Source organism: Streptomyces sp. NPDC005794 (genome assembly GCF_042871445.1).
In the GTDB taxonomy this organism is placed as follows: Bacteria; Actinomycetota; Actinomycetes; order Streptomycetales; family Streptomycetaceae; genus Streptomyces.
The window spans coordinates 86,512-104,872 of sequence record NZ_JBIAIN010000022.1; the positions used below are offsets into that span (position 1 = coordinate 86,512).

The window sequence follows — 18,361 nt, forward strand, 5'->3', positions numbered from 1 at the left end:
GTACCAGGGTCAACATCCAACCAGGCCGAAAACGTTCCCGCTCGTGGCATTTCTTCGAAACTTCTTCTCAGGATGGCTGTCTGTTGCCGGTTGGCGGCGAATGTGCCGTATTGCGTAGCGCTACGGTTTCGCGTTGCTTGTGTGGGCCGGTCCGCCGGCTGGCTTGCCGGTTGTTCATGAGGACGTGCCCGGAGCCTAAATGGTTCATGCCTCGAAGGGAACGTGATGTACGAGTCACCCCAAAGGATGATCGAACGTCTATGCGAGGCTGGACTAGCATAAGGATTCCCCCTGGGTGGCGTTACAACCGCTCTACCAGGCCTCGGTAGGCTCTCAGGGGCTACCGAGGCCGAGCCCGTCCCCACTGGGCCCCCCAATGAAATTCAGCGAGGAGCGAACCGCGTGACCGCCGATTCCGTGCCGTCCACTGCGCTGCTGACCGGAGCAGGCGGCGCAGACAGGGACAGTTCCAACTACACCGCGCGGCACCTTCTCGTCCTCGAAGGGCTCGAAGCGGTCCGTAAGCGCCCCGGGATGTACATCGGGTCCACGGACAGCCGCGGACTCATGCACTGCCTCTGGGAGATCATCGACAACTCTGTCGACGAGGCTCTCGGGGGTTACTGCGACACCATCGAGGTCATCCTCCACGACGACGCGTCCGTCGAGGTCCGAGACAACGGCCGAGGCATTCCTGTCGATGTGGAGCCCAAGACCGGGCTCTCCGGCATCGAGGTCGTCATGACCAAGCTGCACGCCGGCGGCAAGTTCGGCGGCGGGTCCTACGCGGCGTCGGGCGGCCTGCACGGCGTCGGCGCCTCGGTCGTGAACGCGCTGTCCGCGCGGCTGGACGTGGAGGTCGACCGCAACGGCGCGACCCACTCCATCAGCTTCCGGCGCGGTGTCCCGGGCATGTTCACCGAGCAGGGGGCGGACAGCCCCTTCGACCCCGCCAACGGTCTCCGCAAGGGCAAGCGTGTTCCCAAGACGCGTACGGGTACCCGGGTGCGGTACTGGGCGGACCGGCAGATCTTCCTCAAGGACGCGAAGCTCGGCCTGGAGACGCTGTACCAGCGCGCACGCCAGACCGCGTTCCTCGTGCCCGGCCTCACCATCGTCGTCCGCGACGAACGGGGCATCGACGGCGAGGGCAAGACCGAGGAGACCTTCCGTTTCGACGGCGGAATCAGCGAGTTCTGCGAGTACCTCGCGCAGGACAAGGCCGTCTGCGATGTCCAGCGCCTGACCGGAACGGGAACGTTCAAGGAGACCGTGCCGGTCCTGGACGACCGCGGACACATGACAGCCACCGAGGTCACCCGTGAACTGGGTGTCGACATCGCCCTGCGCTGGGGCACCGGCTACGACACCAACCTCAAGTCCTTCGTCAACATCATCGCCACCCCCAAGGGCGGCACCCATGTCAGCGGCTTCGAGCGCTCCCTCACGAAGACGGTGAACGAGGTCCTGCGTTCCGCCAAGATGCTGCGCGTCGCCGAGGACGACATCGTCAAGGACGACGCCCTGGAAGGCCTGACCGCGGTCGTCACCGTGCGGCTCGCGGAGCCGCAGTTCGAAGGGCAGACCAAGGAGGTGCTGGGCACCTCGGCGGCCAACCGGATCGTGGCCAATGTGGTCGCCAAGGAGCTCAAGGCGTTCCTGACGTCCACGAAGCGTGATGCCAAGGCACAGGCCAGGGCGGTGCTGGACAAGGCGGTGGCTGCGGCCCGCACCCGTATCGCAGCCCGCCAGCACAAGGACGCGCAGCGCCGCAAGACCGCGCTCGAGTCCTCCTCGCTGCCCGCGAAGCTCGCCGACTGCCGGAGTGACGACGTGGAGCGCAGCGAGCTCTTCATCGTGGAGGGTGACTCGGCCCTCGGCACCGCGAAACTGGCCCGCAACAGCGAGTTCCAGGCCCTGCTGCCGATTCGCGGAAAGATCCTCAACGTCCAGAAGTCGTCCGTCTCGGACATGCTCAAGAACGCTGAGTGCGGCGCCATCATCCAGGTCATAGGAGCAGGCTCAGGGCGCACCTTCGACATCGACGCGGCGCGTTACGGCAAGGTCATCATGATGACGGACGCCGATGTCGACGGATCGCACATCCGTACCCTGCTGCTCACGCTCTTCCAGCGCTACATGCGGCCGATGGTCGAGGCGGGGCGGGTCTTCGCGGCCGTGCCCCCGCTGCACCGGATCGAGCTGGTCCAGCCCAAGAAGGGCCAGGACAAGTACATCTACACCTACTCCGACAACGAGCTCCGGCAGACCCTGCTGGAGCTGCAGCGGAAGAACGTCCGGTTCAAGGACTCGATCCAGCGCTACAAGGGCCTCGGTGAGATGGACGCGGACCAGCTGGCGGAGACCACGATGGACCCGCGCCACCGCACCCTGCGCCGCATCAACATCGGCGACCTGGAATCCTCCGAACAGGTCTTCGATCTGCTGATGGGCAACGAGGTCGCGCCCCGCAAGGAATTCATCACCAGCTCCGCCGCCACACTGGACCGTTCACGTATCGACGTCTGACGTCCTCCACCCGTGGGTGGAGACATCTTCTCCACCCACGGTCAGCCCCAGAGCCGATCCCATGACCGCCACGCCTCCGTAGCGCCGAAGACACCGAATCTTCACGCCCCTCGGAGGCGGCCATGTCAGAACTCTTCAACGTTCTGATGCCGGCGAGGCAGGGCTCTCGCCGAAGGCGCGGAGCAGGCTTCTGGAGCGGATCACCGCCCAGGCCGTCGGGGCCGGGGCGCCGCTTCCGTCGGAGCTGCCCGACGGCCTCACTCCTCGGGAGGCGGAGGTCCTGGTGCTCATCGCGGACGGTCTGTCCCGTACGGAGATGGCACGCACCCTGCACATCTCCCGGGCCACGGTGAAGACGCACATCGACAACCTCTTCGCCAGGACAGGAGCGCGCGACAGGACAGGGGTCGTGCGCTATGCGTACGGCCGGGGGCTCGCACACCCGCCTGGCACTTCCGTCACCTGAAATGGTGAAGCACGGGGAATGAAGTGCCCGGGATCTTCCCGTTCTGCCCATTCTTGGCTACGCGGCCGAAAAGGCTCGTGGACAAGGGAGTTGTTGGTGGAGAAAGAAACAGCGACCGGCGCCGCGGCGACGCGGCACGACGACCCGTGGTACGAGGCGGCGGCCACCGGGTGGGGTGGGCCTGAGGACGCCGCGGGGGCCGTCGTGGCCGACGGGCGGTCCCGGTCGGCGGAGCGGCGCAGCCACAGCGGGGCCGAGATCTATCTGGAGGTGCAGAACAGCCCGGCATTCCGCGAAGTCCGCCGTCGCTACCGGCGGTTCGTGATCCCGGCGGCGGCCGCCTTCCTGCTCTGGTACCTCGTCTATGTCATCGCGGCCACCACGGCGCACGACCTGATGGCGCGTCCCGTCGTCGGCGCGCTCAATGTGGCCATGGTGGCCGGACTCGGACAGTTCCTCACCACGTTCCTGCTCACCTGGGCGTACGCCCGTCATGCGCGCCTGCACCGGGACCGTGCCGCACTGGAACTCCGCTGGGAGACCCAGGAGATGACGAGAGGGAACAGCCGGTGAGGTGGGACCATCAGACCCTGGCGCTGCTGCTGTTCAGCGTGTTCATCGCCGTGACGCTCGGCATCACCACCTGGGCCGGCCGCAACAGGCAGGGTTCCCCCGAGGAGTTCTACGCGGGCGGGCGGCTGTTCTCCCCCCTGGAGAACGGATTCGCCATCGCCGGTGACTACATGTCCGCCGCGTCCTTCCTCGGTATCTCGGGGCTGATCGCCCTCTTCGGCTACGACGGCATGCTCTACTCCGTCGGATTCCTCGTGGCCTGGCTCGTCGTGCTGCTCCTCGTCGCCGAACTCGTGCGCAACTGTGGCCGGTTCACGCTTGCCGACGTGGTCGCCGCCCGGATGGCGGAGCGCCCGGTGCGTACGGCGGTGGGCACGTCGTCCGTCACTGTCTCGGTGCTGTACCTGGTGGCCCAGATGGTGGGTGCGGGGAGCCTCGTCGCGCTGCTGCTCGGTGGCACGAGCGACACCGCCCGGTCGTGGACGGTGGTCGGGGTCGGGGCGCTCATGGTGGTCTACGTGTCGTTCGGCGGCATGCGCGCCACGACCTGGATCCAGATCGTCAAAGCGGTCCTGCTGATGGCCGGCGCCGTCACACTCACCGTGCTCGTCCTCGTCCGCTTCCACGGCGACTTCAACACCCTGCTCACTTCCGCCGCCGAACGCAGTGGTCACGGCCGCGACTTCCTCTCGCCCGGGCTGAGGTACGGCGGGAACTGGACGGCGCGTCTCGACTTCATCAGCCTCGGCCTGGCGCTCGTCCTCGGCACAGCCGGACTGCCGCACATCCTGTCGCGCTTCTACACGGTTCCCACCGCCCGTGCGGCCCGGCGCTCCGTCGTCTGGTCGATCGGACTGATCGGCAGTTTCTACCTGATGACCATCGTGCTCGGGTTCGGAGCGGCCGCGCTCGTCGGCTCCGCGGATGTCCGGGCCTCCAACGCCTCAGGGAACACCGCGGTTCCGCTCCTGGCGCTCGTGCTCGGAGGCGGTGAGGGTTCCACGGGCGGCACGGTGCTCTTCGCGGTCGTGGCAGCCATCGCCTTCGCCACGATTCTCGCCGTCGTCGCCGGGATCACCCTCGCCTCCTCCGCCTCCGTCGCCCATGATCTCTACGCCTCACTCCGCCGGCCGGGTGCCGAGCGGCGGAGCGAGGTCGGCGTGGCCCGGGTGGCCGCGGCGGGCATCGGGGCGGTGGCGATCGCTCTCGGCCTGCTCGCCCAGAATCTGAACGTCGCGTTCCTGGTGGGGCTGGCCTTCGCGGTCGCGGCCTCCGCCAACCTCCCGGCGCTGCTCTACTCGCTCTCCTGGCGGAACTTCACCACCCGGGGAGCGGTCTGGGCCGTCTACGGGGGACTCATCCCCGCCGTCCTGCTCGTCCTGCTCTCTCCGGTCGTCTCGGGGAGCCCCACCTCGCTCTTCCCCGGTATCAACCTGGCGCTCTTCCCCCTGGAGAACCCGGGGCTGGTGTCGATCCCGGCCGGCTTCCTGGCCGGATGGATCGGCACGGTCACCTCGTTCGAGTCTCCCGATCCGGCCACGTACGCGGAGACGGAAGTCCGGTCGCTCACCGGGGCGGGGGCGGCGTAGGCCGAGCAGAGGGGCGGCGGCTTCAGGAGCTGGTGGCCCAGGTGTACCGGTGCTCAGGGCGGCCCGTCTCGCCGTACTTGAGGGACAGCCGCACCCGGCCTGTGCGTTCCAGGAGCTTCAGGTAGCGCTGGGCCGTCTGTCGGCTCATTCCGGCGTTCTCCGCCACCTCCTGCGCGGAGAGGGGCCCCTCGGCCGCTCGCAGGGCCTGACGGACCAGTTCCGCGGTGGTCGTCGAGTGGCCCTTGGGGAGGTCGGACCCGTCCGTGGCCCACAAGGCCCCGAACAGCCGGTCCACCTCCGTCTGCTCGGCCTCGCCGCCACCCTCGAAGGTGTGCCGCAGCACCGCGTACGCCTCCAGTTTGGTGCGCAGTCCGGCAAACGCGAACGGCTTCACCAGGTACTGGAGGGCTCCGTGGCGCATCGCCGCCTGCACGGTCGCGACATCGCGTGCGGCCGTCACCATGATCACGTCGGTGTGATGGCCGAGTGCGCGCAGTTCCCGCACCACGGCCAGACCGTTGCGGTCCGGCAGATAGTGGTCGAGCAGGATCAGATCGATGGGCATCTCGCCGATCCTGGCGAGGGCCTCGGCTGCCGAATGGGCCATGGCGGCAACCCGGAATCCGGGCACCTTGGAGACGTAGGCCGCGTTGATCCGGGCGACCCGTACATCATCGTCGACGACGAGAACCTCGATCATGGGGAGTCTCCTGACGTCGGGGGTCGTACGGGGGCCCGAAGGCCGCCCGGATCGGGGGCGCCGAGCTGTGCCGGTTCGCCCAGAGCCTCCGGGAGGACGACGGTGAACACCGCCCCGCCCTCGGGGGAGCCCGACACGGACACGTTGCCGCCCTGTCGCTCGGCGAGCCGTCGTACCAGAGGAAGTCCCAGGCCGCGTTTGCCGTGGGCCGGGAGTTCCTTGGTCGACCAGCCCTCCGTGAAGATGGACTCGTGGTCACCGGCAGGCACTCCGGGACCGCTGTCGTGTACCCGCAATACCACCGTACGGCCCTCCGCCCGCAGCCCGACCTCGATCCGTGCGTCGGACGACCCCGCGGCCGCGTCCAGCGCGTTGTCGACCAGATTCCCGAGGACCGTGACGAGTCCCCGTGGGTCCACCAGCCGGTCCGGCAGCAGTGTCTCCGCGGCCATGCGCAGAGCGACACCGCGCTCCGCGGCCACGGTTGCCTTGCCGACCAGGAGCGAGGCCAGCAGGGGGTCGTGGACCTTCTCGGTGACCTGCTCGGCCGTCGCCCGGTGGACGCCGACCACTTCCGTGACGAACTCCACCGCTTCTTCGTGCATCTCCAGCTCCAGCAGTCCCAGGAGAGTGTGCAACCGGTTGGCGTGCTCGTGGTCCTGGGCGCGCAGCGCGTCGATCAGACCACGGGTGGAGTCGAGTTCGCGGCCGAGATACTCCAGCTCAGTACGGTCGCGGAGGGTGGCCACGGCCCCGCCGTCGTCGGTCGGCATCCGGTTGGCGAGCAGCACGCGGCTGCCGCGGACGGTCACCAGGTCGTCGCCGACCACTCGTCCGGCCAGTACGTCGGTGGTCCGGCCCTCGCCCAGTGCCTCGTCGAGCTGCTTGCCCGCGGCGCCGGGCCCGAGGCCGAGCAGCCGCTGGGCCTCGTCATTCAGGAGCCTGATGCGCCCGGTGCGGTCGAGTGCGACGACCCCCTCACGGATGCTGTGCAGCATGGCTTCGCGCTCGGTGAGCAGTGCCGAGATGTCGGAGAACGCCAGGTCATGGGTCTGGCGCTGGAGGCGGCGGGAGATCAGATAGGCGGCCAGAGCACCCACGGCCAGCGCTCCGCCCGCATACGCGAGCAGCCCTGGGATCGCGGCGAGCAGCCGCGCACGGACGCTGTCGTACGCGATGCCGACCGAGACGGCGCCGACGACCCGGTCCGATCCGTCGAGCAGCGGCACCTTGCCACGGGCCGAACGCCCGAGCGTGCCGCTGTCGATCTCCATCACGGACCTGCCGGCGAGGGCCGTGCTGGGATCGGTGGAGACGACGCCGCCGATGCGGGAGGTGTCGGGGTGTGACCAGCGCACCCCCTTCCTGTCCATGATCACGACGTATTCGGCGCCGGTCGACCGCCTGATCCGCTCCGCCGCGGTCTGGACGGCCCCGTCCGGGCTCGGCTCGGTGGCGATCAGCGAGGCGGCGAGCTGCGGCTGTGCAGCCGTGCTCTGCGCGATCGCCAGGGCTCGGCGCATCGCCTGGTCGTCGAGCTGGGCACTGAGTGGTGCCAGGAAGAGACCCGTGACGAGGACCGTGACGCCGGTGATGATGGCCAGCTGCATCAGCAGGACCTGCGAGAAGACCCGCTGCGGCCAGCCGAACCGGCGAGGTCCCCGTGGGGTGGTCGGTGGGGCGCTCATCATATGAACGGTAGAGGGCGAGCCCCGCTTATCGAAATCTCCGCCGCCCAGGCCTCTGCCGCCGGGCCTCCGCCGCCCGGGCCTCTTTCCTCTCCGCTGTCCATCTGTGAGCGTTCTGCAGGCACCGCATCGAACGCAATCTTCTTGCGTTCCTTGCGCTAATCTTGCGCTCATGACGCGACGACTTGCTCAAGTTGCCCAGAAGGTGGGAGTAAGCGAGGCCACGGTCAGCCGCGTGCTGAACGGCAAGCCGGGGGTCTCCGACTCCACGCGGCAAGCCGTTCTCTCCGCCCTGGACGTGCTCGGTTACGAGCGCCCGACGCAGCTCCGCGGTGAGCGCGCCCGGCTGGTCGGACTGGTCCTGCCCGAGCTGCAGAACCCGATCTTCCCGGCCTTCGCCGAAGTGGTCGGAGGAGCGCTCGCCCAGCAGGGACTGACTCCGGTGCTCTGCACGCAGACCAAGGGAGGGGTCTCCGAGGCCGACTACGTCGAGCTTCTCCTGCAGCAGCAGGTGTCCGGAGTCGTGTTCGCAGGGGGGCTGTACGCCCAGGCCGACGCTCCCCATGATCACTACAAGGTGCTCGCCGACCGCAAGATCCCGGTCGTCCTGATCAACGCAGCCATCGCGCGTCTCGGATTCCCCGGGGTCTCGTGCGACGACTCGGTGGCCGTCGAGCAGGCCTGGCGTCATCTCGTCTCGCTCGGCCACGAGCGCATCGGGTTCGTCCTCGGCCCGGCCGATCACGTGCCCTCTCAGCGCAAGCTCGCCGCCGCCCGCACGCTGGCCGCCCGATCGGGCGTCTCCGTGCCGGACGAGTGGGTGGCCAGGGCCATGTTCTCGCTCGAGGGCGGTCAGGCCGCCGCCACGCGGCTGCTCGACCTGGGAATCACCGGGATCATCTGCGCCAGCGACCCGCTGGCTCTGGGCGCGGTACGCGCGGCGCGCCGCCGCGGACTGTCGGTGCCCGGGGACGTCTCCGTCGTCGGCTACGACGACTCGGCGTTCATGAACTGCACCGAGCCGCCGCTGACCACGGTGCGCCAGCCGATCGAAGCCATGGGCAGGGCTGCGGTCGAACTGCTCTCGGTGCAGATCGGGGGGCGCACCGTGCCGTCCGACGAACTCCTCTTCGAGCCGGAGCTGGTCGTTCGCGGATCGACGGCCCGCCCGCCCCGGCAGGAGAACGATGGGAATTTCCGTCAGCTGTAGCTAATTTGCAGAGTATGCGCCCTGCGGCTGTTCTGCTGTTCCCTCGGTGAGGCAGGGGCCCTCGGCGCGGGCAGTGGCTGTGGCGGGCGGGGCCCGATGTGCTGCCCGCCGGCGTCATGGAGCTCTGCGGTCTGCCGCGCGCGATTTCACCCCCGCCTTCTGTGCCGCGCGCATGGTCGGCTGGAGCGCCAATATCCTGGAACGGGCGGAGGACTCGAAGATCATCCGCCCGGCGGCCCGCTATGTGGGGACCCCGTCTCCGCAGCCCGTACCGGCACTCCGACCGACCCGAGGAAGGCCCCGTTGACCCCGCCCCGCACCCCGCAGATTCCGGTCGTCGTCCTGGCGGGGTTTCTCGGATCCGGCAAGACGACACTGCTCAACCACCTGCTCCGCAACAGGGCGGGCAACCGGATCGGCGTCATCGTCAATGACTTCGGGTCCATCGAGATCGACGCCATGACCGTCGCGGGGCAGGTCGGTTCCACGGTCTCGCTGGGCAACGGCTGTCTGTGCTGTGCCGTCGACGCGAGCGAGCTCGACACGTATCTGGAGACGCTGACCGGGCCCGCCGCCCGGCTCGACGTGATCGTCATCGAGGCGAGCGGTCTCGCCGAACCCCAGGAACTCGTACGGATGCTGCTGGCCAGCGACAACCCGCACATCCGGTACGGGGGACTGGTCGAGGTCGTCGATGCCGCCGAGTTCCCCGCCACGCGGGAGCGCCACCCCGAGGTCGACCGCCACCTCGCCGTCGCCGATCTGATCGTCCTGAACAAGACCGACCGCGTCGCCGACGCGGACCTGCGGGCCGTCCAGGAGGCGGTCGACGCCGCGGGCGGCAGGGCGGCGGTCATCCGTGCCGCGTACGGGCGGATCGACCCGGAGCTGCTGTTCGACCCCGTGCTCAGACCGGACGAGGACGACGCCTTCCGCCAGCTGACGTTCGAGGACCTGCTCCCCGAAGCCGACCGCACGCACGAGGACCATCTGCACGCGGCGTACGAGAGCGTCTCGTTCACCGCCGACGTACCGCTCAGTCCCCGCCGCTTCATGGCGTTCCTCGACTCCAGGCCCGCGGGTCTCTACCGGATCAAGGGATTCGCCGACTTCGGTGCGGGTGACCCCGGCAACCGGTACGCACTGCACGCCGTCGGCAGGTTCCTGCGCTTCGTACCGCAGCGCTGGACCCGCGACGAACCGCGGCGGACCCAGCTCGTGCTGATCGGCTCAGGTATCGACGCCGAGGCGCTGCACAAGGAACTGGAGAGCTGCCAGGACGCGTGGCAGGACGCCACCGAGGAGCTGGAACGCAGCATGTGGGGCGTCCTGCGGTACGTACGGCAGCCGGACGGCGACGAGGCCTGAGTCCGCCCCCGCGCCGTCCGGCCGGTGTCCTACAGCGGCCCGGCGATCACCGCGACCGGACTGGTCAGCGGTGTGCCCGAACCGTCGCGGCGCGGATCAGGGTCCGGCAACTCGGCCGGTGCGCCGTTCTTCTGCGCCGCCCGTGCCGGGGTCTCGCCGGCCCAGGCGAACACCAGGATGTCCTCCCCCTTGAGGAAGCGCTGACAGCGCACCCCGCCGGTGGCCCTGCCCTTGCGCGGATACTGGTCGAACGGGGTGAGCTTCCAGGTCCGCTCGGAGTCGTCCAGCGTGCCGTGCGACCCGGCGACCGTGAACACCACGGCATCCGCCGAAGGATCCACCGCGGAGAACGAGAGGACGGTGGCGTCGGCCGCGAGCTTGACGCCCGCCATACCGCCCGCCGCGCGTCCCTGTGGACGTACCGACGCGGCCGGGTAGCGCAGCAACTGCGCGTCGGAGGTGATGAAGACCAGGTCCTCCTCGCCCGTACGCAGCTGGGTGGCGCCGACGACCCGGTCACCGTCCTTCAGCGAGATGACCTCCAACTCGTCCTTGTTGGCCGGGTAGTCGGGCACCACTCGCTTCACCACCCCCTGCAGGGTGCCGATGGCCAGGCCGGGCGCCTCCTCGTCCAGGGTGGTGAGGCAGACCAGCTCCTCGTCCGGTTCCAGCGTCAGGAACTCCGAGACCTGAGCCCCGCCCGACAGGTTCGGTGCCGCATGGGTGTCCGGCAGCTGCGGCAGGTCGATCACCGAGAGCCGGAGCAGCCGGCCCGCGGACGTCACCGCACCCACGTCCCCGCGTGCCGTCGCGGCGACGGCCGAGACGATCGCGTCGTGCTTCGTGCGCCTGGCGTCCTCGGCCTGGGCGACCGGCTCCGCGTTGGCCGTGCGGGCCAGGAGGCCGGTCGAGGAGAGGAGCACCTGGCAGGGGTCGTCGGCGACCTCCAGCGGAACCGAGGCGATCTGCGAACCCGCCGACTCCAGCAGCACGGTGCGCCGATCGGTGCCGAACTTCTTGGCCACCGCGGCCAGTTCGGACGAGACCAGCTTGCGCAGCTCGGCGTCCGACTCCAGGATCGCGGTCAGCTGGGCGATCTCCTCGGCGAGCTTGTCGCGCTCGGTCTCCAGCTCGATCCGGTCGAAGCGCGTGAGCCTGCGCAGCGGGGTGTCCAGGATGTACTGGGTCTGGATCTCGCTCAGCGAGAAGCGCTCCATCAGGCGCTCCTTCGCCTGCGCCGAGTTGTCGCTGTCCCGGATGAGGCGGATGACCTCGTCGATGTCCAGCAGCGCCACGAGGAGACCCTCGACCAGATGCAGCCGGTTACGGCGCTTGGTCCTGCGGAACTCGCTGCGCCGGCGCACCACGTCGAAGCGGTGGTCGAGATAGACCTCCAGGAGCTCCTTGAGCCCCAGGGTGAGCGGCTGTCCGTCGACCAGCGCCACGTTGTTGATGCCGAAGGACTCCTCCATCGGCGTCAGCTTGTAGAGCTGCTCCAGAACGGCTTCCGGCACGAAGCCGTTCTTGACCTCGATCACCAGACGCAGACCGTGCGCCCGGTCGGTGAGGTCCTTGACGTCCGCGATGCCCTGGAGCTTCTTCGAGCCGACGAGGTCCTTGATCTTGGCGATCACCTTCTCCGGGCCGACGGTGAAGGGCAGTTCGGTGACGACGAGACCCTTACGGCGGGCCGTGACGTTCTCTATGGCCACCGTGGCGCGGATCTTGAACGTGCCGCGCCCGGCGGCGTAGGCGTCCTTGATGCCGCCGAGGCCGACGATCCTGCCCCCGGTGGGCAGGTCGGGCCCCGGGACGAAGCGCATGAGCGTCTCGAGGTCGGCGCCCGGGTGCCGGATCAGGTGGCGGGCGGCGGCGATGACTTCACCGAGGTTGTGCGGCGGCATGTTGGTCGCCATGCCGACCGCGATGCCGGAAGCACCGTTGACCAGGAGGTTCGGGTACGCCGCCGGGAGGACGACCGGCTCCTGCTCCTGGCCGTCGTAGTTGGACTGGTAGTCGACGGTGTCCTCGTCGATCGACTCCGTCATCAGGGATGTGGCGTCGGCCATCCGGCACTCGGTGTACCGCATGGCGGCCGGCGGGTCGTCGTTGCCCAGTGAGCCGAAGTTGCCGTGCCCGTCGACGAGGGGCAGGCGCATCGAGAACGGCTGTGCCATGCGCACCAGTGCGTCATAGATCGACGCGTCACCGTGTGGGTGCAGTTTGCCCATCACGTCGCCCACGACACGGGCGCACTTCACATAGCCGCGGTCGGGGCGCAGCCCCATCTCGTTCATCTGGGACACGATGCGGCGGTGCACGGGCTTCATGCCGTCGCGGGCATCGGGCAGAGCCCTGGAGTAGATCACCGAGTACGCGTACTCGAGGAAGGAGCCCTGCATTTCGTCGACGACGTCGATGTCGAGGATCTTCTCCTCGAAGTCGTCCGGCGGCGGGGTTTTCGTGCTGCGGCGGGCCATCGCGGCTGCGACTCCTTCACAGATTCTGTCGGGCAACCTCAGGTTCTGACGCCGACCATTGTGGCCCGCCGTACTGACAACGCCGACCTCGACCCGTCCGAAGCGGCTCCCGGGGCCCCGCAGAGCCCCTGTTTACGGCAGCATCTACGACAACATTCACCCGACGGGAACTTCGCCAGGTGCCCGTGCGCTTGGCCGGACCGTCCGGCACATGGTGGGTGGAGGAAGGAGCGGGGCTGGGTGCGTGCGGCCGAAAGGCGGAGGATCGAGGCCGTTGGGGTCTCCCCTGCTCGAACGAAGTTGAGAGCTTGGGGAAGGAGCCATGGTGATTGACGACAACGTGGCAGATGTGCGTGCCCAGCTCCGCGACGCCGCCCACCATCTGCCGGACGGTCTTAGAGTGGCAGGTCCGGCAGGAAATCCTGTACCGATCGAAGGGACGTACATGCCCATGGGTCACACGGCCACAGCCCAGGCCGGTTCCGGCGGCTTGACGGCGACCGAGCACCGTCTGGCCAATGGCCTGCGCGTGGTGCTCTCCGAGGACCATCTGACCCCCGTCGCCGCGGTCTGCCTCTGGTACGACGTCGGCTCCCGGCACGAGGTCAAGGGACGTACCGGCCTGGCTCACCTTTTCGAGCACCTGATGTTCCAGGGCTCGGGCCAGGTCAAGGGGAACGGGCACTTCGAGCTGGTGCAAGGGGCCGGTGGATCCCTGAACGGGACGACCAGCTTCGAACGCACCAACTACTTCGAGACGATGCCTACGCACCAGCTGGAGCTGGCCCTGTGGCTCGAGGCCGACCGGATGGGCTCACTGCTCGCCGCGCTCGACGAGGAGTCCATGGAGAACCAGCGCGACGTCGTCAAGAACGAGCGCCGCCAGCGCTACGACAACGTCCCGTACGGCACCGCCTTCGAGAAGCTCACCGCCCTCGCCTACCCGGAGGGCCACCCGTACCACCACACGCCGATCGGCTCGATGGCCGATCTGGACGCGGCGACCCTGGAGGACGCGCAGGCGTTCTTCCGGACGTACTACGCGCCGAACAACGCGGTGCTCTCGGTGGTCGGGGACATCGACCCGGAGCAGACGCTCGCCTGGGTCGAGAAGTACTTCGGCTCCATCCCCTCCCACGACGGCAAGCAGCCCCCGCGCGACGGCTCGCTGCCCGCCGTCATCGGCGAACAGCTGCGCGAAGTGGTCCAGGAGGAGGTCCCCGCGCGTGCGCTGATGGCCGCCTACCGGCTGCCGCACGACGGCACACGCGAGTGCGACGCCGCGGACCTCGCACTGACCGTGCTCGGCGGCGGCGAGTCGTCCCGTCTGCACAACCGCCTGGTCCGTCGCGACCGTACGGCGGTGGCAGCGGGATTCGGGCTGCTCAGGCTGGCCGGCGCGCCCTCGCTGGGCTGGCTGGACGTCAAGACGTCCGGTGGCGTCGAGGTGCCCCAGATCGAGGCGGCCGTGGACGAGGAGCTCGCCCGCTTCGCGGAGGAGGGCCCCACACCGGAGGAAATGGAACGCGCCCAGGCGCAGTTGGAGCGCGAGTGGCTGGACCGTCTCGGTACGGTCGCCGGCCGCGCCGACGAACTGTGCCGGTACGCCGTCCTGTTCGGTGACCCGCAGCTCGCCCTGACCGCGGTGGGCCGGGTGCTCGACGTGACGGCCGACGAGGTCAAGGCCGCCGCCCGGGCGCATCTGCGCCCCGACAACCGTGCGGTCCTGGTCTACGAGCCGGTCGAACCGGCCGACGAGACGGACGGCACCGACGCGCACGAGGGGGCGGACAAGTGACCGACGCCGCCGTGACTGGAGTAGCGATGGAGTACCACCCGCAGCCGACCGCCGGCGAGGCCAGGCCCTGGGCCTTTCCCGCGCCCGAGCGTGGCGCCCTGCCCAACGGGCTGACCGTGCTGCGCTGCCACCGCCCCGGCCAGCAGGTCGTCGCGGTGGAGATCTTCCTCGACGCCCCGCTGGACGCCGAGCCCGAGGGCCTGGACGGTGTGGCCACGATCATGGCGCGCGCACTGTCCGAGGGCACGGACAAGCGCTCGGCGGAGGAGTTCGCCGCCGAGCTGGAGCGGTGCGGCGCCACGCTGGACGCCCACGCGGACCACCCGGGTGTCCGGGTCTCCCTGGAGGTCCCGGTCTCACGGCTGACCAAGGCCCTCGGCCTGGTCGCCGAGGCCCTGCGGGCCCCGGCCTTCGCGGAGAGCGAGGTCGAGCGCCTGGTGGGCAACCGCCTCGACGAGATCCCGCACGAGCAGGCCAACCCGGCCCGCCGGGCCGCCAAGCAGCTCTCCAAGGAGCTCTTCCCCGCCACGGCACGGATGTCGCGTCCGCGCCAGGGCACCGAGGAGACGGTCCGGCGCATCGACGCCGCCGCCGTGCGCGCCTTCTACGACGCCCATGTGCGCCCGTCCACCGCGACGGCGGTCGTCGTCGGCGACCTCACCGAGGTGGACCTGGACGCACTGCTCTCCGAAACCGTCGGGGACTGGTCGGGCAACGCCGGCCAGGCCCGGCCGGTGCCCCCGATCACCGCGGACGACACCGGCCGTGTGGTCATCGTGGACCGCCCCGGAGCCGTGCAGACCCAGCTGCTGATCGGCCGGATCGGCGCCGATCGGCACGACAGCGTATGGCCCGCCCAGGTCCTCGGCACGTACTGCCTGGGAGGCACGCTCACCTCCCGGCTGGACCGGGTGCTGCGCGAGGAGAAGGGCTACACGTACGGCGTCCGGGCCTTCGGGCAGGTGCTGCGTTCGACGGCGCCCGGCTCGTCCTCCGGGGCGACCGGCGCCGCGATGCTCGCCATCAGCGGTTCCGTCGACACGGAGTCCACCGGTCCCGCGCTCGACGACCTGTGGAAGGTCCTGCGCACCCTGGCGGCCGAAGGGCTCACCGATGCCGAGCGCGAGACCGCCGTGCAGAACCTCGTGGGCGTGGCCCCGTTGAAGTACGAGACGGCGGCCTCCGTCGCGGGCACCCTGGCCGACCAGGTGGAGCAGCACCTTCCGGACGACTACCAGGCCGAGCTGTACGCACGCCTGGCCGCGACCGGCACGGTCGAGGCGACCGCCGCCGTGGTCAGCGCGTTCCCGGTCGACCGGCTGGTCACCGTCCTGGTCGGGGACGCCGCGCAGATCGCCGAGCCCGTGAGGGCGCTCGGTATCGGCGAGGTGTCGGTCGTCACCGGCTGACAGAACGGGACATGGCGGACCCCGGCGAGTGCACGCTCGCCGGGGTTCTGTCATGTGTCCGTATCGCGAGGAAAGTTGTCATTCATCCTGTGGGATGTGCGACAAAAGCCCCTTCCCGTTTGGTGGGGAAAAGCGGCCCGCTCTAGCGTCGGCTCGGCTGTCCGCCAGACGAATGCCGCGTCCGCGGCGCCGGACAGCCATCGCCGAGTCCCCGTCAGGCGCGAGCCTGGGGAGCCGGGGACCCAATAAGTCCCTGGGGTGAATCGGATCCCTGTACCTCGTCGGAGGCTCAGGGGCCCGTAGGAGACCTTCCTGCTCCGAACCCGTCAGCTAACCCGGTAGGCGAGAAGGAAGGAAAGGACCAGCCCCTCCATGGCGTTCATCCGTGCCACCGGGAAGCACCGTGCCCCGAGCCGCCTGACGCGCAAGAGCGCCGAGGTCGCCGGCATCGCGGCCCTGGCCACCGCCGGCGTCATCGGCACCACGGCCTCCCCTGCCCTCGCCGCGGACTCCGAGGCCGTCACCGCCACCGGTCTGACCCAGGCCGTCGCCCTCGACACCACCCTCGCCGCGCAGATCGACGCCCAGGCGAAGGCCCAGCAGCACCAGGCCGATGTCGCCGCCAAGGCCAAGGCCGAGGCCGAGGCGGAAGCGAAGGCGAAGGCTGAGGCCGAGCGCAAGGCCGAAGCCCGCGCCAAGGAGGCACGTGAGGCCGAAGCGCGGGCCGCGCGCGCCGCCGAGCGCGCCCGGTTGAACTCCTTCCACCTCCCGGTCGCCGGCTCGCACGTGACCACCGGCTACCAGTCGGGTGGCGCGCTCTGGTCCTCCGGCAGCCACTCCGGCGTGGACTTCCAGGCGGCGTCCGGCACCCCGGTCGTCGCCGTCGGCGCCGGCACGGTCGTGGAGGCGGGCTGGGGCGGCGCGTACGGCAACAACATCGTGCTCCGCATGAACGACGGTACGTACACCCAGTACGGCCACCTCTCCTCGATCGGTGTCTCCGTCGGTCAGAGCGTCGGCTCGGGCGAGCAGATAGGCATCTCCGGCTCGACCGGCAACTCCACCGGGCCGCACCTGCACTTCGAGGCCCGGACCACCCCCGAGTACGGCTCGGACATGGACCCCGTCGCCTACCTCCGCGCCCACGGCGTCCAGGTCTGACCCACGCCGCACGACATCTCTCGGACGAAGGCCCCGGCATCCGCCGGGGCCTTCGCGGTGCCCCGGGGAGGGGCCCGCAGAAGCCTCGCGGAAGTGCTCCCTGGCCAAAAGATATCCATGGATTCCACCCCGCCATCGGAAATTCCGGCCGGTTGCAATAGAGTCACCGAACAGGCGTCGATCGGCCGCGTTCCGCGGAGATTAAGGCGGAGGTTCGGACATGCGCATTCCCGCGTATTCGGTATGCACGGCAATCCGTGACGACATCGTCTCCGGTGTCTTCGAGCGCGGCAGCCGCCTCACCGAGGAGGTGCTCGCGCGTCGCTACGGCGTCTCCCGCGTCCCCGTACGCGAGGCGCTGCGCACCCTGGAGTCCGAGGGGTTCGTCGTCACCCGCCGGCATGCCGGCGCCTGTGTCGCCGAACCCACGGAGCAGGAGGCCGCCGACCTCCTCGAGATCCGGATGCTCCTGGAGCCCCTCGGAGCCGCCCGTGCGGCGCAGCGCCGCACCGAGGCGCACCTCAAGGTGCTCCGCGGCCTGGTCAGGCTGGGGCAGGAGCGGGTGCGCAGGGGTGAGGGGGAGGATCTGCGCTCCCTGGGCGGCTGGTTCCACGAGACGCTGGCGCAGGCCTCGGGCAGCCCCGCGCTGATCGCACTGCTCACCCAGCTCCGGCACAAGATCGCCTGGATGTACGCCGTCGAGCAGCCGGCCCGCCCCGCGGACTCCTGGGCCGAGCACGGCGCCCTCGTCGACGCTGTGGCACGCCGTGACACGGAGCGGGCCAGGGCGCTCGCCACCCAGCACGCCGAGCGGGCCACCGCGGCCCACCGGCTGCGGCGCACGGACCTGCCGGGGCGCGCGGTGGGAACGTCCGGGGTGAGGACTTCGCAACACCCCGTAAACACCGCGGGAGTCCGCCATTAACAATTGCGCCGTATACAAAGAGGGTAATTATCGAAGGGCTTTCTTTTTGCTGCCCTGATTCGGGTATTCGGAGTCCTGTCAGGACCCGGTGCAGGAAACAGAAAAAGCCGCGGCTCCAGGTGGGGATGCCGCGGCTTTTCCGCAGAAATGATTCCGGTTCGAAGCGGCGGAATCAGACGGTCTCCGGAAGCTCCTCGAGCCCCTCGGCGACCAGCTTCGCCAGACGGTCCAGGGCGGCTTCGGCGTTGTCCGCCTCGGACGCGAGCACGATCTCCTCGCCGCCCTGCGCGCCCAGGCCGAGCACCGCGAGCATGGAGGCCGCGTTCACCGGGTTGCCGTCCGTCTTGGCGATCGTCACGGGGACGCCGGAAGCCGTGGCGGCACGGACGAAGATGGAAGCGGGGCGGGCGTGCAGGCCCTCGGCCCAACCGACGTTGACGCGGCGCTCAGCCATGGTTCTGCCCT

At 69.5% G+C, this 18,361-nt stretch carries 14 protein-coding genes, 1 pseudogene and 1 riboswitch; of the genes and pseudogenes, 11 read left to right on the top strand and 4 right to left on the bottom strand.

Annotation, left to right across the window (positions count from 1 at the left end; all coding sequences use genetic code 11):
* Positions 1-402 precede the first annotated feature (402 nt).
* From ACFYQ5_RS29665 to ACFYQ5_RS29680, 4 genes are all read left to right on the top strand, one after another.
* On the top strand, positions 403-2,529 hold the full coding sequence (locus ACFYQ5_RS29665; protein ID WP_389201970.1) for a type IIA DNA topoisomerase subunit B: 2,127 nt from the start codon (positions 403-405) through the stop codon (positions 2,527-2,529).
* 244 nt (positions 2,530-2,773) lie between these two features.
* Positions 2,774-2,995 (top strand): response regulator transcription factor, encoded by a 222-nt coding sequence (locus tag ACFYQ5_RS29670; RefSeq protein WP_389202023.1) that lies wholly within the window; start codon positions 2,774-2,776, stop codon positions 2,993-2,995.
* Positions 2,996-3,091: 96 nt separating this feature from the next.
* Positions 3,092-3,568: a DUF485 domain-containing protein gene (locus ACFYQ5_RS29675; protein WP_389201971.1), complete on the top strand. Its 477-nt coding sequence runs from the start codon at positions 3,092-3,094 to the stop codon at positions 3,566-3,568.
* Positions 3,565-5,157: a cation acetate symporter gene (locus ACFYQ5_RS29680; protein WP_389201973.1), complete on the top strand. Its 1,593-nt coding sequence runs from the start codon at positions 3,565-3,567 to the stop codon at positions 5,155-5,157. The genes ACFYQ5_RS29675 and ACFYQ5_RS29680 overlap by 4 nt, the downstream gene beginning before the upstream one ends.
* A gap of 22 nt (positions 5,158-5,179) precedes the next feature.
* Here the strand turns inward: ACFYQ5_RS29680 and ACFYQ5_RS29685 are convergent, their stop codons facing one another.
* A complete protein-coding gene (locus ACFYQ5_RS29685; RefSeq protein WP_389201975.1) occupies positions 5,180-5,857 on the bottom strand; it encodes a response regulator in 678 nt (225 codons plus the stop codon).
* Positions 5,854-7,545: an ATP-binding protein gene (locus ACFYQ5_RS29690; protein ID WP_389201977.1), complete on the bottom strand. Its 1,692-nt coding sequence runs from the start codon at positions 7,543-7,545 to the stop codon at positions 5,854-5,856. Before ACFYQ5_RS29690 ends, ACFYQ5_RS29685 begins: the two co-directional genes overlap by 4 nt.
* A 172-nt stretch (positions 7,546-7,717) precedes the next feature.
* Between ACFYQ5_RS29690 and ACFYQ5_RS29695 the strand changes: the two genes are divergently transcribed.
* The 3 genes and pseudogenes from ACFYQ5_RS29695 to ACFYQ5_RS29705 all read left to right on the top strand — a co-directional run bounded on the left by ACFYQ5_RS29695 (position 7,718) and on the right by ACFYQ5_RS29705 (position 10,123).
* Positions 7,718-8,755: a LacI family DNA-binding transcriptional regulator gene (locus tag ACFYQ5_RS29695; protein ID WP_389201978.1), complete on the top strand. Its 1,038-nt coding sequence runs from the start codon at positions 7,718-7,720 to the stop codon at positions 8,753-8,755.
* 113 nt (positions 8,756-8,868) lie between these two features.
* Positions 8,869-9,062: pseudogene (locus tag ACFYQ5_RS29700) on the top strand (citrate/2-methylcitrate synthase); the annotation flags it as partial.
* Positions 9,059-10,123: a CobW family GTP-binding protein gene (locus ACFYQ5_RS29705; protein WP_389201980.1), complete on the top strand. Its 1,065-nt coding sequence runs from the start codon at positions 9,059-9,061 to the stop codon at positions 10,121-10,123. The pseudogene ACFYQ5_RS29700 and the gene ACFYQ5_RS29705, both read left to right, overlap by 4 nt.
* A 29-nt stretch (positions 10,124-10,152) precedes the next feature.
* Here ACFYQ5_RS29705 and ACFYQ5_RS29710 read toward each other — a convergent pair whose 3' ends face one another.
* Entirely contained in the window at positions 10,153-12,603 is a 2,451-nt protein-coding gene (locus ACFYQ5_RS29710) for a DNA topoisomerase (ATP-hydrolyzing) subunit A (RefSeq protein WP_389201982.1), read from the bottom strand.
* A 445-nt stretch (positions 12,604-13,048) separates the two neighbouring features.
* Between ACFYQ5_RS29710 and ACFYQ5_RS29715 the strand changes: the two genes are divergently transcribed.
* The 4 genes from ACFYQ5_RS29715 to ACFYQ5_RS29730 all read left to right on the top strand — a co-directional run bounded on the left by ACFYQ5_RS29715 (position 13,049) and on the right by ACFYQ5_RS29730 (position 17,896).
* The gene (locus ACFYQ5_RS29715; protein WP_389202025.1) at positions 13,049-14,401 is read left to right on the top strand and encodes a M16 family metallopeptidase; all 1,353 of its coding nucleotides are present in this window, start codon (positions 13,049-13,051) and stop codon (positions 14,399-14,401) included.
* A gap of 26 nt (positions 14,402-14,427) precedes the next feature.
* A complete protein-coding gene (locus tag ACFYQ5_RS29720) occupies positions 14,428-15,810 on the top strand; it encodes a M16 family metallopeptidase (protein ID WP_389202026.1) in 1,383 nt (460 codons plus the stop codon).
* A 191-nt stretch (positions 15,811-16,001) separates the two neighbouring features.
* Positions 16,002-16,170, top strand: a riboswitch (cyclic di-AMP (ydaO/yuaA leader).
* 12 nt (positions 16,171-16,182) lie between these two features.
* Positions 16,183-16,971, top strand: a complete 789-nt coding sequence (locus tag ACFYQ5_RS29725; RefSeq protein WP_389201984.1) for a M23 family metallopeptidase — start codon at positions 16,183-16,185, stop codon at positions 16,969-16,971.
* A 220-nt stretch (positions 16,972-17,191) separates the two neighbouring features.
* Positions 17,192-17,896 (top strand): GntR family transcriptional regulator, encoded by a 705-nt coding sequence (locus ACFYQ5_RS29730; protein WP_389201986.1) that lies wholly within the window; start codon positions 17,192-17,194, stop codon positions 17,894-17,896.
* A 172-nt stretch (positions 17,897-18,068) separates the two neighbouring features.
* On the opposite strand, the gene ACFYQ5_RS29735 is transcribed toward ACFYQ5_RS29730, so the two are convergent.
* Entirely contained in the window at positions 18,069-18,350 is a 282-nt protein-coding gene (locus ACFYQ5_RS29735; protein ID WP_389201987.1) for an HPr family phosphocarrier protein, read from the bottom strand.
* Positions 18,351-18,361 lie beyond the last annotated feature (11 nt).

Excerpts from the sequence above, each read along its gene's own strand:
- ACFYQ5_RS29730 (WP_389201986.1), top strand. The coding sequence starts at position 17,192 with ATGCGCATTCCCGCGTATTCGGTATGCACGGCAATCCGTGACGACATC.
- ACFYQ5_RS29725 (WP_389201984.1), top strand. The coding sequence starts at position 16,183 with ATGGCGTTCATCCGTGCCACCGGGAAGCACCGTGCCCCGAGCCGCCTG.
- ACFYQ5_RS29710 (WP_389201982.1), bottom strand. The coding sequence starts at position 12,603 with ATGGCCCGCCGCAGCACGAAAACCCCGCCGCCGGACGACTTCGAGGAG.
- ACFYQ5_RS29715 (WP_389202025.1), top strand. The coding sequence starts at position 13,049 with ATGCCCATGGGTCACACGGCCACAGCCCAGGCCGGTTCCGGCGGCTTG.
- ACFYQ5_RS29690 (WP_389201977.1), bottom strand. The coding sequence starts at position 7,545 with ATGAGCGCCCCACCGACCACCCCACGGGGACCTCGCCGGTTCGGCTGG.
- ACFYQ5_RS29735 (WP_389201987.1), bottom strand. The coding sequence starts at position 18,350 with ATGGCTGAGCGCCGCGTCAACGTCGGTTGGGCCGAGGGCCTGCACGCC.
- ACFYQ5_RS29720 (WP_389202026.1), top strand. The coding sequence starts at position 14,428 with ATGGAGTACCACCCGCAGCCGACCGCCGGCGAGGCCAGGCCCTGGGCC.
- ACFYQ5_RS29695 (WP_389201978.1), top strand. The coding sequence starts at position 7,718 with ATGACGCGACGACTTGCTCAAGTTGCCCAGAAGGTGGGAGTAAGCGAG.
- ACFYQ5_RS29685 (WP_389201975.1), bottom strand. The coding sequence starts at position 5,857 with ATGATCGAGGTTCTCGTCGTCGACGATGATGTACGGGTCGCCCGGATC.